The following is a 16472-nucleotide window of genomic DNA, read 5'->3' as shown; positions in this document are numbered from 1 at the left end:
CGGCAATGCGCGGGAGCAGCTCGCCTGCATCGGTCGCCCGCAGGATTCGCACGCCGCGGTCGGACATGCGCTGCGCGAGGTCGGCATCGAAGGCAACCTGCTCGTGGTGCAGCTCGGCGGTGTCCTTGTTGATCGCGGTGAAGAGCGCGGGGTTCGCGCTGATGCCCGGCACCGTCGCTTCCATGTAGGCTTGGTACAGCGCGATCTGCGCGGCATAGACCGGCTTCGCGGCGGTCACGCCCTTGGCCACCGTCTCGCGCCAGTTCTTCGCGTTCATGGTCTTGCATTCCCAGAGGGCCGGGGTGCGCAGCCCGAGCGCCGCGGGGGCCTCGGAGACGATCCCATCGACATGGCCGCGGATGCGCCCGGCCGCGACCGAGAAGCCGAACTGGCCGCCGTCCCGCTTCTGGGTGACCAGATCGAGCCCCGCCGCCCGCAGCCAGCGGATGGCAAGATCCTCGAGCTCGTGCCCGATCGCGAAGATCCGCAGCGACCGACCCGAGAAGTCCTGGCCCTCGTCCTTCGGAGCGCCCGCGAATTCGAACTGCAGCGCCCGCTCACAGGAGTGCCCAAGCCGGGACGCACCCAGATAGTCGCGCGGCGGGGTTGCCTCGCGCTCAGCCTCGAGAGCCGCGTCCACGGCCGCGTTGATCCGTTCGGCGAAACCGGGGCGCTTGTTGTAGTCCAGCATCAGAACGGAATCTCCGACTGGCTGGCGATCTCGGCCATCTCGGCGCGGAAGGCCTCGACGGTGGTGACGATCAGCCGGTGCATGTCGTTCTGGGTCAGTTGGCCCAGCGGCCGGTCCCAGCCGATGCGCTCCATCTCGGGGGCAAGCGCGCGCATGACGGCGGGCAGCGCCTGGGTTTCTTCTTCGGTGAAATCGACCATGCTCAGTCCTCTCTTCGCTTTGCGGGTGAAGGCCGCTTGGCAGCCCATGGAGCAGAACCAGCGGCGGGTGCGGGTTGGACGCGGTCGGTGGGGATCAAACCAGCCGAAGCCGCGGGTGCGCGCAGTGCAGACGGCGCAGAGGACCGGGCGCGGATGCCAAAGGCGATCACAGCGCGGTCGATCCGGAGCCTCTGCGGGCGGGGATGGGATTTGCGCGACATGGTTCACGCGGCCCTCCGGTCAGGCGCGGCCGACATGACGAGCCGGCGAATGTCGCGCCGGTTGAACTGGAAGGTGATCAGCGCAGACGCCCTGTAGCGGGTGAGCCCGTAATCCTGCTGCTGTTCGGGCGAGAGGTATTGCAGCTGTTTCTCCGTCGGCGGCTGGGTCAGCCAGCGCTTCGACTTGAAGGCGCTCTCGTCGCTCTCGTGGGCGTTCAGCCAGTCGTCGGCCTGCGCGAGGCAGACGGTGCGATCGCCGATCCCCGCGGCCTATTCCGACTTCGCCGCGCCGATCTTCGCGGGCTACGCCAACCCCGGCCCGACGACCCGCGAAAGCGATGTGGCCGAGGCGGTCTGGCTGGCGGCGACCGACCCGTCGGACCGGCTGCGCTATCCCGCCGGCGCCGACGCCGTAGCCTTGGCAAAGGCGGCGTGATCCCGCGGGCAGCCGGGGTCCTCCGGCTGCCGCCCCGGCACAACAGGGAGACCCAGATCGAGACCGACTTCACTCTTTCCATCAACGGCCGCCGGCACGAGGTGACGGCCCCGGAGGACATGCCGCTGCTCTGGGTCCTGCGCGAAAGCCTGGGCCTGACCTGCACCAAGTGCGGCTGCGGCGTCGGCGCCTGCACCGTGCATCTGGACGGGATGGCCACCCGTTCCTGCCAGATCGCCGTCGCCGATGTGGGCGAGGGCCAGATCACCACCATCGAAGCCATCGGCGCGACGCCCGAGGGCCGGGCCGTGCAGGACGCCTGCCGAAGCAATAGCCGACCAGAAGCATCCGGATCATCAGTTCGGGAGCGACGGAGGGACGGCCGGTGTGGCTGTAGAAATCTACAAGATGGGCACGGATGCTGCTCCGATCGACGAACCGCTCGATGGATCGAAGTAGGTGATCTTGTGGAATGTGATCCTCAAGCGAGAACTCGTAAAACAGCGCCGGCTGAGCCTTCTGCCTAGGCCCCATCATTGCCGATCGTCACCTTCGACCACTGGAATTGAAACAGCAGTTCAGGGTTCGATCAAGGAAGTGTTTCTCAACAAAATACGCCGTTTACGATGCCCGCGCGGCATTGGCGTCGATTGTGTCGCAATTTTCAGCCGCCCATTCGCAAAGTGCAAACAGCGGCGCCACAAGCGTCTGGCCCAGATCGGTCAGCCGGTATTCCACCCAAGGCGGGTTCTTGTCGGCATAGACCTTCCGCGCCACCAAGCCGTCCCGCTCCAACCCACGCAGCGTCATGGTCAGCATCCGCTGCGAGATGTCTTCGACCTCGCGGCGGATCTGGTTGAAGCGTTTTGGATGCTCGGACAGGATCAGGATGATCAGCACGGTCCACTTGTCGCCGACGCGTGACAGAATCGGCGTGATCCGAGCGCATTCCCCGGGCACAGACATGTTCCCTAGTTTCATTTCTGTGTCTCCTTGTGCGGTCCGGCGCTTACTCTAGGTGTCTTGGTCTCAAATAGTAACCACACTGGAACATCACAATGTGCACTCTTTGCAAGGCCGGATTCCCGCAATCCCACAGCAACCCCACGCGCCGGACGTTCTTGCGCGGTGCGCTCGCATCTGCGGCGGCGGCGGCGTTTCTGCCCGCTTTCCTGACGCGCCCGGCAGCGGCGCAGGAAATGCCAGCCGGAGTTGGCGAAGCGGGAAGGCGCACGCTCATCCGGGGTGGGCATATCCTGAGCCAAGACAGCGCGATCGGTGATTTTACCGGCGATGTGCTGACCGAGGGTAGCCGCATCCTGCAGCTGGCCCCGCAGATCGATGCCCCCGATGCGGCGGTGATCGACGCCACGGGCCGGATCGTCATGCCGGGCTTTGTCGACACCCACCATCACCAATTCGAGACATCGCTGCGGTCATATCTGCCGAACGGGATCATGTTCGCCGATCCGACCCGCCCCGGCGAGCCGACCTATCTGGACGATATCTTGGGGATCTTCTCGAAACTCTACCGCCCTGAAGACGTCTATATCGCGCAGCTTTTCGGCGGGCTCAGCCAGCTTGATGCCGGGGTGACCACGGTGCATGACGTGTCGCAGATCCACCATTCCCCGGCCCATTCCGATGCGGTGATCGCCGGGATGCAGGCCGTGGGCCGCCGCGGCGTGTTTGGTTACTTTGAAGGTTATGGCCCCGACCTCGCTTATCCGGGCGACGCGCGCCGGCTGCGCGATACGTATTTCGCCTCCGACGACCAGTTGCTGACCATGCTGATGGGGGGCGAGGTTTATCTGCCCGGCGTCGATCCGTTGGACCTGTGGCGGCTGGCGCAGGACCTGGACCTGATGATCGGCCTGCATGTGGTGGGATCTCTGGGCATGCGCGAGACGATGGATGCGCTGATCCCGCATTACACCGACAAGCACCTGTTCATCCACATGACCGGCATGTCCGATGCGGCTTGGGCCCGTGCGCAAGAGGTGGGCGCGCATGTCTCGCTCGCGGTGCCAATCGAAATGCAGATGCGCCATGGGATGCCGCCGATCCAGAAGGCGATCGACATGGGTATGGCACCGTCGCTGTCGGTGGATGTCGAATGCACCATGACGGCGGATTTCTTTACCCAGATGCGCGGCCTGATGACCGTGCAGCGGATGATGGCGAACCAGACCGCGCTGGAACAGGGGCCCGAGGCGGCACCCGCGTTGATGAGCGTGCGCGAGGCGATCACCTTCGCCACGATCAATGGCGCTGCGGGCCTCAAGCTGGACCACAAGACCGGATCGTTGACGCCCGGTAAGGAGGCCGACATCATTTTGCTGGACGCTGACGCGCTGAACGTGGCGCCGCTGAACAACGCCGCTGGTGCGGTGGTGACACTGATGGAACGCTCGAACGTGGAAAGCGTGCTGGTGGCAGGCCAGATCAAGAAATGGAAAGGCGCCATCGTCGGGCATGACATTGCCGCCCTACGCAACCAGATCGTCGCCTCGCGCGACTATCTGTTCGAGACGGCAGACGTCACGGTGCCGCTTTTCGACTGATCGCGCCACGTCGTAACCATACGCTACGCCGTATGGCCCCCTTCGGCGGTTGGCCCCCTCCGCGATTTTGTCGAATTTGGGTGCTACATTCCGGGCATTCTGAACCGCTCCGGGTTTGCCGGAGGCTCCAACTCTTGAGTAGGATGGAGCATCATGAGCAAGACAACGAACAAATATTCCCCTGAAGTGCGCGAGCGAGCGGTTCGTATGGTTTTGGACAACGCCGGTCAGCATGAGAGCCGCTGGCAAGCGATCGTATCGATCTCGGCGAAGATAGGCTGTTCGACGAACACGCTGAATGACTGGGTCAAAAAGGCAGAGATTGATCGTGGCGACCGTGCTGGGGTCAGTACCGAGATGGCCGAGAAGATGAAGGCGCTGGAGCGCGAGAACCGCGAACTCAAGCAGGCGAATGAGATCCTGCGGAAGGCGTCGGCGTATTTTGCGATGGCGGAGCTCGACCGCCGACCGAAGTCATGATCGCCTTTATCGACGATTATCGTGGAGAGCTCGGGGTCGAGCCGATCTGCAAGCACCTGCCGATTGCCCCGTCCACATACTACGATCATCTGGCCAAACGGGCCGACCCTGATCTGCGCTCGGATCGGTTCAAGCGCGACGACGAGCTTCGCCCCGAGATCGAGCGCGTGTTCGATGAGAATTACAAGGTCTATGGCGTGCGCAAAGTCTGGCGCCAGATGCGGCGGGAAGGATTTGATGTGGCCCGATGCACGATAGCCCGGTTGATGAAGGATTTGGGCCTGCAGGGCGTCATCCGGGGCAAGCCGCATAAAACGACGATCCCTGACAAGAAGCAGCCGTGCCCGATGGACAAGGTAAACCGGCAATTCCGGGTGCCGGCACCGAACATGCTCTGGGTCAGCGATTTCACCTATGTCGCCACCTGGCAAGGGTTCGTTTATGTGGCATTCGTGATCGACACGTTCGCGCGCCGGATCGTTGGGTGGCGCGTCAGCCGCACGGCTCACACAGGCTTCGTTCTCGACGCTTTGGAACAGGCTGTTCATCAGCGGCAGCCTGGTGTGGGACTGATCCATCACTCAGACCGCGGATCGCAATACTTGGCGATAAAATACACCGAACGCTTGGCCGAGGCAGGAATCGAACCCTCGGTCGGCAGCGTCGGTGACAGCTATGACAACGCTTTGGCCGAGACAATCAATGGTCTCTTCAAGGCGGAGGTCATCCACCGCCGTGGCCCGTGGCGCAGTCTGGACGCCGTGGAATACGCCACTCTGGAATGGGGAGAGTGTCCGACCTTTTGTGTATGGCTGATCCGGTTCATGCTGCACCGAAAGGAAGCATGAATGACTATTTCGAAAGACATCTTGGACGAACTGCTTAAGGGTGTGGAGCGCCCTGAGGATCTGCTCGGCGATGCCGGGCTGATGAAAGAGCTGAAGATCAAGCTCATGGAACGAATGCTGGGCGCGGAGCTGACGGCGCATCTTGGCTACGAGGAAGGCAAAGACGCTCCACCCGGCCAGACCAACCGCCGCAATGGCGCCTCGAGCAAGGTGCTGAAGAGCCAAGACGGCGAACTGCCGCTGGCGGTGCCTCGCGACCGCGACAGCAGCTTCGAGCCCGAGCTGGTGAAGAAGGGCCAGACCCGGATCGACGGGATCGATGACAAGATCATCGGGCTTTATGCGGCCGGGCTGACGGTCCGGGACATCCAGGCTCACCTGCTTGATCTCTACGGCCTGAAGGTCTCGCCCGACCTGATCAGCCGCGTCACCGATGCGGTGCTGGACGAGGTCAGGGAATGGCAGACCCGCGCGCTGGATCGGATGTATCCCATCGTGATCTTCGACGCTCTACGGGTGAAGATCCGTGACGCCGACAGCCGGACAGTGAAGAATAAGGCCGTCTACGTCGCCCTGGGCGTCACCCGTGATGGGAGCCGTGAGGTTCTGGGCCTGTGGACCGCCGAGAACGAGGGCGCCAAATTCTGGCTCTCGGTGATGAACGAGTTGAAGAACCGGGGCGTGCAGGACATCCTGATCGCGGTCGTGGACGGGCTGAAGGGCTTTCCTGAGGCCATCACCGCCGCGTTCCCGGACGCCATGGTCCAGACCTGCATCGTGCATCTGGTGCGCCATTCCCTGAATTTCTGCTCTTGGAAGGACCGCAAGGCCGTGGCTGCGGACCTACGCCGGATTTACAGTGCCCCGACCGCCGATATGGCCGAGGCCGAGCTCGATGCCTTCGAGGAGAAATGGGCCGGGAAATACGCCTCCATCGCCCCGGCCTGGCGCCGGGCATGGCAGGAGGTGATCCCGTTCTTTGGTTTCGATCCCGCGATCCGGAAAATCATCTACACCACGAATGCCATAGAAAGCTTGAACCGCGTGATCCGGAAAACGATCAAGACGCGGGGCTCCTTCCCGACCGACGAGGCCGCAACCAAGTTGATCTATCTGGCAATCCGCAAATTCGAAAAGGATGGCCGAAATGTCCGGGAATGGTTTGCAGCCCGCAACCAGTTCGCCATAATGTTCGGCGAGCGCTTCGACGCTTGAGTATCTGAAACCGCATGGGCCGGGCCAGATACACATAGTTCATGACACTCCCGAATGGGTCGACTGGTTCAACAATCGCCGCCTCCTCGAGCCCATCGGGAACATCCCACCAGCGGAAGCAGAGGCAAACTTCTACGCAGCTCTGGTAACTAAGACCATAGCCGCATAACTTAAACCAAACAGCCTCCGGCAAACCCGGAGCGGTTCATTCCTCGCTGGGCAACAAGACGCCAGCAGAAGCGCGCCGGGCGCTTGAGCAATCTGAGGGCTCCGCGCCCGGCGCGCTTGCCCAGCCCGAAACCGACCACTATCAACCCAAGGACTCTCGTTATGAACGAGGGACGACCGGGGGGCAGGTCACTCGTGAATTTGCAACGCCATCTCTTGCAGGCACTTTTCGAAGACGGAAAGATCGCGTGCGGGATCGGATACTGCGGCGGCGGCCCTCGTGTTCCGTAGGACCCTTCCGCCCTGCCTCTCGATGCCCGCGTCGATCATCAGATTGTCAGCCTTCCCATGGCTTTCAATCATTAACCCGTCAGACCCGCGAACGAGGCCGCCTTCAAATATGTCAACGTGGCCGCCATACCAACTCGCTCGCACACGCTCGCCATAATCGTGCGGGTCGTTTGTATAGGCCCAGACCCGCCGTCCCAACGCGATCATGAAGCCTATCTCATAAACGGTGCCCGCGTCGGCGCTAATACCGCGGAAGGGGGTGACGTTTGCAAGGCAGAAAGCGGATCTTCGCATTGCTTCATCGTTTCGGGCATATATTGCTGATGCGAAAACCGGGCCTGCGGGAGCTTCGGCCTCGTCGCTGCCGGGGCCTGTCGGCTCGAAGCCATACTCACGGGCGAGGCGGCGCTTCTCACGCATTACGTCGCGCGCGTCTGGAAGAAAGACTTCTGGCCCTGCAAGATAGATTGAACGATTGCCCATTTGTCTACCTCCAACGTGCGGAGACGCGGCGCTCCGCCTGCAGAGAAAGAGTGAAAGAGATGACAGAGATCATCGTGGCCACGACAGAAGTGCCGAAGGCCCTCTCGGTATCGAAGTCGCCTGCGGACTGCCTAAAGAGATACCCGAGCCCGCTCTGACCCATGAGGAACTCTGCTACCATAGCCGAGAGAATAGCCGAAGGTGCCGCGAGGCGTAGCGCGATCATCCAGTTTGGCACAGCCGCAGGCAAAACCAGATGCAGGAACTTGGACATCTTGTTAGCCCCAAGGACATGAAAAAGGTCTTCCGACCCGCGGGGCAACGCTCTCAAGCCCGCGGAGGTGAAGACGAAGGCGGGGAAGAACGAGATAATTACAATGATCGCGAAAACAGTTGTGAGGTTGTAGCCAAGAATGCGGGCGATTACCGGGATGAGTGCTACTACAGGAATTGAAGAAAAGATCATTGCCAGCGGCACCAGCATCCCTGAGAGAAGCCGCGAGAACCACGCAACCGCCGCAATCAGGGTGCCAAGCGCCATTCCGGCCGCGAGTCCTGCAACGGCCAGGCCAAGGGTCTGGCCGCCGTTGTGGAGATAGACGCTTGGATTTCCTACAAGGTCCCGCAGGACATCGAGCGGCCGGGGCATAACTATCGCGTTGACACCCGTGACGCTCACCCAGAGCTGCCAGATCCCGAGCACAAGGATAACTCCCCAGTAGCGGGAGATCCCCGTTCGCAGGACGTTTATGAGCGATGTCATCAGCGGAACCTCCCATAAACGAAGCGTTCGATCAGCCCCATCAACCCAAAGGCCGAGAGGGAGCCTGCTGCGGCAATGACGACTGCACTCCATAGAAGGGGGATTTGAAAATTCTGCATCGAAGAGACCATGAGGAGGCCTAATCCGCGCGAAGATCCAAACCATTCCCCGATGATCGCGCCGATGAAGGATGCCGGGACCGCGTATTTGAGGCCCGAGACCAGGGCAGGCAATGCCGCCGGAAGCTCCAGCTGGAGTAAACGAAGAAAACGATTTGATCCGAAGGTTGTGAAGAGATCGTGGTGGGCCGTAGAGGCAGCATTAAGTCCCGAGCCGGCGGCGACAAAGATGACGAAGTAGACGTTGAGCGTCGCGATAGCCATGCCCGTCCATTCTTGGCTAAGCAGCACGATGAAAAGTGGGGCGAGTGCGATTGACGGCACTGCATTGATAACGGAGGAGAGGCGGCCCAATCCTTCGCGCATGGGTTGCACCAGGTGTGCCAGCCCCGCCACTAGCGCCCCCAGAAGAGCCCCAAGCAGATAACCTAGGCCGACCATGGAGAAGGTCGCACTCGTTGCCCGCAGGAAGAGCGGCCGACGGTCGGGATCAGTGAGATAGGCGATGACAGTTGTCAGCGGCGGCCATGTCAGCCCTGCGAGCTGGTTCTGCCCGATGTATTCCCAAGCAGCGAGAAAGAGCACGATCCCCAGCACCCCATAGAATACATCCTGTGCCCGTTCGCGGCTCAACGTCACGGCCTTGTCTCCGGCTGTTCCAGTGCCTCGGTCAGATCATCCTCGAGTTGATGGAACTCTGGGGAACGCATAACCTCCGGCGCACGGGGGCGCCCGAACGGGACGATTGCCTCTCGCAGGATGCGCCCTGGACGACCGCTCATCACCACGACCCGGTCGGCGAGAAAAAGGGCTTCGTCAACCGAGTGCGTAACCAAAAGGGTGGAAATGTTCTGCTCCAGCCATATCCGTTGTAGTTCTAGATTCATCTGCCGCCGTGTCACCGCATCCAGCGCTCCGAAAGGCTCATCGAGCAGCAGAACATCTGGACGCAGAACAAGCGCGCGGGCGATAGACACCCGCTGCCGCATCCCGCCTGAGAGCTGGCTGGGCCGCGCTTTCTCAAAACCCGAGAGGCCGACGAGAGCTATCAGTTCCCGAATGCGGTCGCGGTCGACGGGGCGGCGCGAGATACGGAAGGGCAAGGCTACGTTCTGCTCTACCGAGAGCCAGGGCAGAAGCGCATGATCCTGGAACGCCACGCCAAGCCGATGCGCACGTGCGAGTTCCTCAGGTGCGTGCCCATCGACCGTGACGCGACCTCGTGTCGGCTGCTCCAGTGCTGCCAGCATCCTCAGCAGCGTGGACTTGCCACAGCCCGAGGGGCCGATGAGTGCGACAAACTCCCCTGCCCCAATCTCGAGCCGTGCCTTTTCCACTGCGACGACGGTTTGACCGTTGTCCATGGCAAAGTCCTTGCCGACGTGATCCAGCAGGATCTCCGCGCCTTTTGCACCTGCGCTGTTCATCCGACCAACTTCTCAAACCGCTCCGAAATGATGGGCATACGCTCGATTAGGCGTGCGTTGATGCGTTCGACGTCGATGCCGACCATCTCTCGCTTGCGCATCACAACACGACCATCGACAAGCACGGTGTCCATGTCCCGGCCAACGAGAACGGAGGCTGCAATGAAGAGCGGGTCCTGCATGGGCCGGTGATCCATCCGGCTCGTGTCAGCCAGAAGAATATCTGCCTTCTTACCTACCTCAAGCGAGCCGACGTGGTCAAAGATGCCAAGCGCCCGGGCGCCTCCGTGCGTTGCCACCCTTAGCAGCTCCTCGGAAGAGATCGGGTCCTTCCAGTGCAGGGTGGAGGAATGGATTGCCTGCTGACCGACCCGGGCCACATGTGCCACCTGGAAAAGGTCAATCGTGCCGCCCCCGCCAGGTCCGTCGGTGCCAAGGCCAATGTCGATACCGCGACGCCACATTTCAATCAGACGCGGGTGGCCAATCGAGTAGTTGCCGAATCCGCAGTGGCAAGCAGAAAGGCTATGCTGCTCGTAAAGGTCCAGTTCTCGATCAGAAAGGAGGACAGAGTGTGCGCAGTGCAAACGGTGTGACAGCACGCCCATGCTCTCCAGCCACTCAGTTGGACGCATTCCAAACTTCTCTGCAGTATAGTCGATTTCGTAAGAGCCTTCACAGAGATGGGTGTGGATCTTCACGTCTCGGCTCTGCGCCTCGACGGTGATGTCTCGTATCAACTCGGGAGAGCACACGATGACTTGGCGCAGTGACATCCACGCCTTCACCCTATCCCCATCCTTCCACCGGTCTACCAAAGAAGTATTCTTTTCAAGCGCCTCGTCATGCGTGAGCAGCATGTTGGGCGGCACTGTCGCGCCGATGTTCTCCGACTGGTCCACAGTAGACTGGGAGATGAAGCCGCGTATCCCAACTTCCAATGCCGCGCGTCCCATCTCATCGGGGTGGGGTCCGCCCGCTTCGGCAAAGCAGGTTGTTCCTACTTGGATCATGTTTGTATAGGCGACAAGACCGGAAAGATGAACATCCTCGGGATCGAGGCAGCTTTCCCAAGGGATCAAGTAGTTTTTCCAGACCGGCAACTTCAACGGCCGGCTCCGAGCGATAGCCTGCAGCTTGCCCCGTAGAAGCTGCTGCCCCGTGTGGAAATGCGCGTCGATCAACCCGGGCATGGCGATCTGGTCGTTGGCGTCGATTACCTCCTTTGCCTGAATCTTCGCGGCATCAGAATCCTTTCCAATCCAAGCAATGCGGTTGCCCGAGATGGCGATAGCGCCTTGACTGATCACGCGGTTCTCAGGATCCAGCGTTACGACATGGGCACGTCGGATCAGGATATCGGCGCACTCTGGCGCGGTCTTGGGAGCGTTCATTGTAGGAGGTCCTTTAATTCTTCACATTCTCCAGCGCTTCCAGCGCAAGCTCGGGTGCAATCAAAGAAGCGGGATCAGGCAATTCGGTGCGACCGGATGCGCGGGCAGCATTCATCATCGGGCCAGCCACTTTTTCTAAATCTAGTGAGTATATGGGGTAGTCTGGATCTCCATTTGGACGGAAGAACTGCGCCTGCACCTCGTTCTGGCGGATTTGCTGATCCAGCTCGAGACCATAGTCGCGACCGTATTTGTCCACGACTAGGCGAGCGGCATAGGCCGGATCTTCCTCGCTCCGGATCCATCCGGCGACGACGGCCTCTAGATAAGCTAGGACGGTTTCGCGGTTCTCCTCTAGAAATTGCCGAGACACAAATGCGAGCCCCGCGTAGCCCTCGAGGCCGAGATCATCAAAACTGCGAAAGTAAAAATCTTCCTCGGCCACCAGCCCCATCTGCTCTAGCGTGATGGCTTGATTAGTAGCGAATGCAGTGTAGCCGTCACCGTCGCCCGCCAGCAGCGGCTCCGGAGAGAAGCCGCCCGGCACCATTGTCCAGTCATCCGTGGGCAGACCCGCAAGACTCAGCGTCGCCTCTATTGCAGTTTTCTCGGCCGGTCCCTGAGCCAAGATACGTGCGCCTTGAATATCCACCGGCTGGAGGATCGGGTGCGAAGGCAGAGAGATGATGCCAAGCGGAGAGGTCTGCATCGCTGCAGCGATCAGCACGAAGTCGTTGCCACGGGCGACAGCGTCCAGAAAGGGCAGCCAACTAGTGTAGCCGATATCAGCCTCGCCCGCAGCTACTGCAGTAAGTGCGTTCGGTGCGTTGGGGCCGCCTGGCGCGATCTGAACATCAAGGCCACGCTCGGCGAAAAGGCCGTCTTCAAGCGCAATGAAATGTTCCCCGTATTGAACATTGGCGATCCAGCCCAGCTGAACGCGTAGAGGAGTATCGGCCAATATGGGAGAACCCGCCGCCAAGAGCGCGGCAGAGAAAAATAGGGGGCGGAGCATTGGAAAAATCCTTTCGAAAGTAAAAGGTCAGGAGATGAGAGCCAAGGCCTCGGGAACGACTTCCAAATCAGCCATTTCGTGTAACGGCGGGACCTCGCGGCCCGTGGCCCGAGCGACCTCGGTCATGGGGCCCGTCAGGCTTTCAGCGTCAAGCGCAAAGAGATCTGCTTCCGGCGTCGGAGCGACGAGGGGGATCTGCAACTCATTCTGCCTAGCTTGTTGCTGAGGATCGAGGCCCAGATCGGCCCCATACTCATTTAGCACCAGGTCGAGCGCGGCGTCGGGTTCCGTCACGGCGGCGCGCCACCCTCGGATCATGCCGGCCATGTAGCCCGTCACTGCATCGCGGTTCTTATCCAAAAAGTCACGACGAGTAAGATAGAGGCCTTGCATCACCCTGTATCCGAGATCGGTCAGAAGGGTGACGTGGAAATCCTGCCCCTCCACCAACCCCATCTGTTCGAGCGTGATTGGCTGGTTTGTTGCGAAGGCGAGATAAGCGTCGCCGTCACCGGCGAGCAGCGGTTCCGGTGAAAAACCGGTCGGAACTGCGGTGTAATCGCGTGGGAGGCCCGCATTGTCAAAGATTGTATCGAGGATAAGGCTGTCAGAGGGATTCTGAGTAAGAATACGCATCCCCACCATGTCTTCCGGCCGGTGCAGAGGGCGCCCGGCGAGGGAGATGATGGCCGACGGACTCACCTTCCACTGCGCACCGATCAGCACGAAGTCGTTGCCGCGGGCACGGGCATCAAGGAAGGGGTTCCAGTTTGCCGTGCAAACCTGTGCACGCCCCGCAGCAAGTGAAACCAGCGTGTCGGGCGCATTTGGTCCCCCTGCAATGAAATCCGCCTCCACCCCATGATCAGCAAAGTAGCCGCGGCTGAGGCCAAGAAAGAACCCCGCATATTGGATGTTGGAGACCCACCCATGCGCGGTGGTTACCCGCATTAACTTGGACTCCGCACGAAGTGAAGGAGCAGAGACTGCAACACCCAACGCGCCTATTCCAGCGGCAAGGAAGCGGCGTCGAGACAGCGGACACAATGAGGAAGGTATCATCAAGCGACTCCTGTTGGTGCAGATCGCGGGTTCTGGCATACCGGCTTGCAACCAGCGCTGTAACCTCTTATTACAATAAGGTGTATCACATGAAAATATACTTACAACCTCAAAATGGAGTCGGATCGTGGCAGTATTAGGCGCACCTGCTCCTGACTCGCTGCCACCAGGCTCGGTTGTCGCGGAGCGAATTGAAGCGGTTTATCCTGAGCTCTCGCAGGCGCTACGGACCTTCGCGGACTTCGTGCTACGCTCTCCACTGAAAGTTGCGGGGCTTTCCATTAATGATACGGTCGAGGTGACAGGAGTCTCCGTTGCTTCCGCCAACCGATTTGCGCGAAAGCTGGGGTTTCCCGGCTACGCCGAGTTCCGCGCAGAGCTTCTTCGCGGCTTAGCCCCGGCGCAGGAGCCGGTAGAGAAGCTCCGCCGCAAGCTATCCGAAGCTTCCAGCACCATTGAGGTAGTTCAAGCCTCGCTGGCAGAGGATGCCGCGAACCTTCATGGCTCTATGGCCAATCTCGATCCTGCACGCTGTGAACAGGCAGTGGACATGATCAGTGCTGCGCGCCGCATCTTCATCCTTGGGTTTGACAGTGCCGCTGGTCTCGCATTGATCCTGTCGCACCGGCTGCAGGCGGTAGGCTGCGATGTCCGCACCGTGGAGAGCGGTGCGGGAACAATTTCAGTCGCACGGCATCTGACGAGTCTGGGCCCCGAGGATCTGGTAATCGCGATCACCTTCCCGCGCTATCTCCGTGATACGGTCGCTATGAGTCGGTTTGCCCACCAGCATGGTATCCCTATCCTCGTTGTCACCGACAATCAGACTTCGCCACTCGCCAAGATTGGGACTGTCGTGCTTTATGCACAGGCCCGCCGGAGCTTCGCCTCCACCTCGGACGCCGCCGTCCTTGCTGTGCTGGAGGCGCTAGTTGCGGGCGTAGCAAACAAGCGGCCTGGCGCAGCCGATGCTGCTCAGCGCTTTGCGGACACTGGCTTCTACTGGTTCGCCTACCCGGAGCAGGAGTCAGACGCAAAACCTGCAAATTCCAAATCTAGTCGAAAGAAGGACAAGACATGACAGAACCCTGCCGCATCATCCTTGACGTGGACACCGGCATCGACGATGCGCTGGCCATCGTTTACGCACTTGCTCATCCCGAAATCACGCTCGAGGCGGTGACCACAACCTACGGGAATGTCGACGTGGAGCAGGCGACTCTGAACACGCTTGCGCTGCTGCAGGCAGCGGATTGTCTGGACGTGCCCGTCGCGGCAGGGGCAAAACGCGCACTCACACGGCCTTATAACAAGAGGGGAAGCCGCATCCACGGCCCTAACGGCTTTGGTGGCATCGACTTGCCGAGCCCAGAGCGCACTGCTCTTGACACATGGGCGCCCGACCTGCTGATCGAAATGGCGCATAAGCATCCAGGGAAACTGACGCTCGTGCCAACAGGGCCAATCACCAACGTTGCGCTTGCCCTGATGAAGGCGCCGGAAATTGCCACGCTCTTCAAGCGTATCGTCATTATGGGCGGCAGCATCTGGCATCCTGGGGTGCCCCGCATCCCGAGTCCGATGGCCGACGCCAACTTCTTCAACGACCCAGAGTCTGCGCGGATCGTTCTCCAATCCGGAGCCGACATCATCCTCGTAGGCATGGACGTGACAATGAAGACGCTTTTCACTGATGCCATGATGGACCGGATTGAAAAGCAAGGCGGCTTCGCTTCGCGGAAATGCGCGGAAGCAAGTCGCTTCTATCTTGCAGCCTATCGCGATCAGTATCCCGACATTACTGGCTGTGCGCTACACGATCCACTCGCCGTTGCCGTCGCGCATGATCCGACGCTAGTGACGCTGGAGCCAATGCAAATCGACGTGGAATGCGCGGGAGAATTAACTCGAGGACAAGTCATTCCAGATCGGCGGCGAACCGGAACGACCATTCCCAATGCCGCCGTTTGTGTCGATGTAAACGTAGATCGATTTGTCGATGGGTTTGTCAACCGCTTGGCGACCTTTGGACAGGACCAAGTAGCGCTTTGAAACATGGTGATGGGCCGCATCCTCCGCGGCCTGCACCACCAGCAGTGAGCCACAGGTGGATGCAGATGAAGCCGAGGGAGCCCCGCTCGTCGCTCGAACCGGTTCGAGGTCACTGGACTTGAAGGTATCCTTGATCTGCTTGTCGAGATCATCGCGATCCGTCACGATGATGACCCGACTTCGAGGAAGTGGGTGAAGATCCAGCGGACATGCTCGGCGGCGTCCTCGTCGACCACCAGCTTCCGACTGTCGACGCGATCGCCGTAGGGTGGCGCACCATCCATCCACATGCCCTTCTTCCGGCTGGCGGCGACCTTGTCGCGGATGCGCTCGGCCGTCACCTCGCGCTCGAACTGGGCGAAGGACAGCAGGATGTTCGGCGACAGCCGCCCCATCGACGTGGCGGTGTTGAAGCTTCGCGTCTCAGGGCGAAGAGCGAAGCGTTCAAGTCTGCTCACCTCCGGGATCGCGATGAGCCAATCAAGGCGGCAGATGTGTTGAATTGCGCTGAGAGGTGACCCGGTCCGGCCGACGATTTCCATTGAGATTTGAGCCATGTGACCCTGCCCCGAGCGAAGTACGAGGGGGTCAATGGAGTGATCGACATGGGACTACTGAACGTGATCCGGAAGCTGCGCCTTCGACAGGGCTTGCCGATGCCCGAGGCCGAGGCCCAGCGTGTGCTTGGGACCGCCGCTCCCTGCACCTTCAACCGCAGCCCGGAATCCGATCCGATCCTCTGGGCGAGTGAAGGCGGTGCGGCTGCGATGAAATTGAACGGTGTCCTTGTCGGTCTGGAAGCGCAGGGCGATCCGCAGGAGGGTGCGGCGACGTTCTCGGCGCCCGGCACCACGGTGGCCGTGCGGCTGCTCGGCGACGAGGTCGACTGGCGCCAGAACGCGGAGCTGGTGTTCGAGCTTGATCAGGGCCTCAGCGTGGGCTACCGCGGTTTCTACGGTTGCGAAGCGGGCTGAGCGTCATGGCAAGGGTTCGGTGATCACCCACGTCCTACGGCTCAGGCCGAACGAGTTGTAAGGGATTGA

General features: G+C 60.8%; 15 protein-coding genes, 3 pseudogenes and 1 other annotated feature. Of the genes and pseudogenes, 7 read left to right on the top strand and 11 right to left on the bottom strand.

Annotated features, from left to right (window positions below; translation table 11 throughout):
- Positions 1-690: 690 nt before the first annotated feature.
- Positions 691-891, bottom strand: coding sequence for a DUF6511 domain-containing protein (locus P73_RS09910; RefSeq protein ID WP_043869444.1), 201 nt, complete (start codon positions 889-891; stop codon positions 691-693).
- Positions 892-1359: 468 nt separating this feature from the next.
- Here P73_RS09910 and P73_RS09905 point away from each other — a divergent pair, with 468 nt between their 5' ends.
- Positions 1360-1548, top strand: a complete 189-nt coding sequence (locus P73_RS09905) for a hypothetical protein (RefSeq protein ID WP_245629261.1) — start codon at positions 1360-1362, stop codon at positions 1546-1548.
- A gap of 306 nt (positions 1549-1854) precedes the next feature.
- Here P73_RS09905 and P73_RS24920 read toward each other — a convergent pair.
- Positions 1855-2085: pseudogene (locus P73_RS24920) on the bottom strand (transposase); the annotation flags it as partial.
- Positions 2086-2169: 84 nt separating this feature from the next.
- A complete protein-coding gene (locus P73_RS09900; protein ID WP_043869442.1) occupies positions 2170-2529 on the bottom strand; it encodes a winged helix-turn-helix transcriptional regulator in 360 nt (119 codons plus the stop codon).
- Between the two features lie 140 nt (positions 2530-2669).
- Between P73_RS09900 and P73_RS09895 the strand changes: the two genes are divergently transcribed.
- From P73_RS09895 to P73_RS09880, 3 genes and pseudogenes are all read left to right on the top strand, one after another.
- A complete protein-coding gene (locus P73_RS09895) occupies positions 2670-4112 on the top strand; it encodes an amidohydrolase family protein (protein WP_245629260.1) in 1443 nt (480 codons plus the stop codon).
- A gap of 153 nt (positions 4113-4265) precedes the next feature.
- A pseudogene (locus tag P73_RS09885) lies at positions 4266-5377 on the top strand (IS3 family transposase); the annotation flags it as partial.
- Positions 4547-4663: a sequence feature (AL1L pseudoknot), on the top strand. It overlaps the preceding pseudogene by 117 nt.
- A 63-nt stretch (positions 5378-5440) precedes the next feature.
- Positions 5441-6655, top strand: a complete 1215-nt coding sequence (locus P73_RS09880) for an IS256 family transposase (RefSeq protein WP_043867921.1) — start codon at positions 5441-5443, stop codon at positions 6653-6655.
- 357 nt (positions 6656-7012) lie between these two features.
- On the opposite strand, the gene P73_RS09875 is transcribed toward P73_RS09880, so the two are convergent.
- From P73_RS09875 to P73_RS09845, 7 genes are read right to left on the bottom strand one after another with little or no spacing between them, the layout of a single operon-like run.
- On the bottom strand, positions 7013-7597 hold the full coding sequence (locus P73_RS09875; protein WP_043869440.1) for a nucleoside 2-deoxyribosyltransferase: 585 nt from the start codon (positions 7595-7597) through the stop codon (positions 7013-7015).
- A gap of 4 nt (positions 7598-7601) precedes the next feature.
- Positions 7602-8360, bottom strand: a complete 759-nt coding sequence (locus P73_RS09870; RefSeq protein WP_043869439.1) for an ABC transporter permease — start codon at positions 8358-8360, stop codon at positions 7602-7604.
- On the bottom strand, positions 8360-9118 hold the full coding sequence (locus tag P73_RS09865) for an ABC transporter permease (protein ID WP_139267225.1): 759 nt from the start codon (positions 9116-9118) through the stop codon (positions 8360-8362). The genes P73_RS09870 and P73_RS09865 overlap by 1 nt, the downstream gene beginning before the upstream one ends.
- Positions 9115-9906, bottom strand: a complete 792-nt coding sequence (locus P73_RS09860; RefSeq protein ID WP_043869438.1) for an ABC transporter ATP-binding protein — start codon at positions 9904-9906, stop codon at positions 9115-9117. The genes P73_RS09865 and P73_RS09860 overlap by 4 nt, the downstream gene beginning before the upstream one ends.
- On the bottom strand, positions 9903-11300 hold the full coding sequence (locus P73_RS09855) for an amidohydrolase family protein (protein ID WP_043869437.1): 1398 nt from the start codon (positions 11298-11300) through the stop codon (positions 9903-9905). Before P73_RS09855 ends, P73_RS09860 begins: the two co-directional genes overlap by 4 nt.
- 13 nt (positions 11301-11313) lie before the next feature.
- Positions 11314-12315 carry an ABC transporter substrate-binding protein gene (locus P73_RS09850; protein ID WP_043869436.1) on the bottom strand — a complete coding sequence of 334 codons (1002 nt, stop codon included), beginning with the start codon at positions 12313-12315 and terminating at the stop codon, positions 11314-11316.
- Positions 12316-12342: 27 nt separating this feature from the next.
- Entirely contained in the window at positions 12343-13266 is a 924-nt protein-coding gene (locus P73_RS09845; protein WP_202966945.1) for an ABC transporter substrate-binding protein, read from the bottom strand.
- Between the two features lie 238 nt (positions 13267-13504).
- Here P73_RS09845 and P73_RS09840 point away from each other — a divergent pair, with 238 nt between their 5' ends.
- Entirely contained in the window at positions 13505-14458 is a 954-nt protein-coding gene (locus P73_RS09840) for a MurR/RpiR family transcriptional regulator (protein ID WP_052453137.1), read from the top strand.
- On the top strand, positions 14455-15429 hold the full coding sequence (locus P73_RS09835; RefSeq protein WP_043869434.1) for a nucleoside hydrolase: 975 nt from the start codon (positions 14455-14457) through the stop codon (positions 15427-15429). Before P73_RS09840 ends, P73_RS09835 begins: the two co-directional genes overlap by 4 nt.
- 164 nt (positions 15430-15593) lie before the next feature.
- Here the strand turns inward: P73_RS09835 and P73_RS09830 are convergent.
- Positions 15594-15851: pseudogene (locus P73_RS09830) on the bottom strand (recombinase family protein); the annotation flags it as partial.
- A 183-nt stretch (positions 15852-16034) separates the two neighbouring features.
- On the opposite strand from P73_RS09830, the gene P73_RS09825 reads away from it, so the two are divergent.
- Entirely contained in the window at positions 16035-16403 is a 369-nt protein-coding gene (locus tag P73_RS09825) for a hypothetical protein (RefSeq protein ID WP_052453136.1), read from the top strand.
- The last annotated feature ends 69 nt before the right edge of the window (positions 16404-16472 follow it).

The sequence above is a fragment of the Celeribacter indicus genome (assembly GCF_000819565.1).
Taxonomy (GTDB): domain Bacteria; phylum Pseudomonadota; class Alphaproteobacteria; order Rhodobacterales; family Rhodobacteraceae; genus Celeribacter; species Celeribacter indicus.
This window is presented reverse-complemented; position numbering and strand designations above follow the sequence as displayed.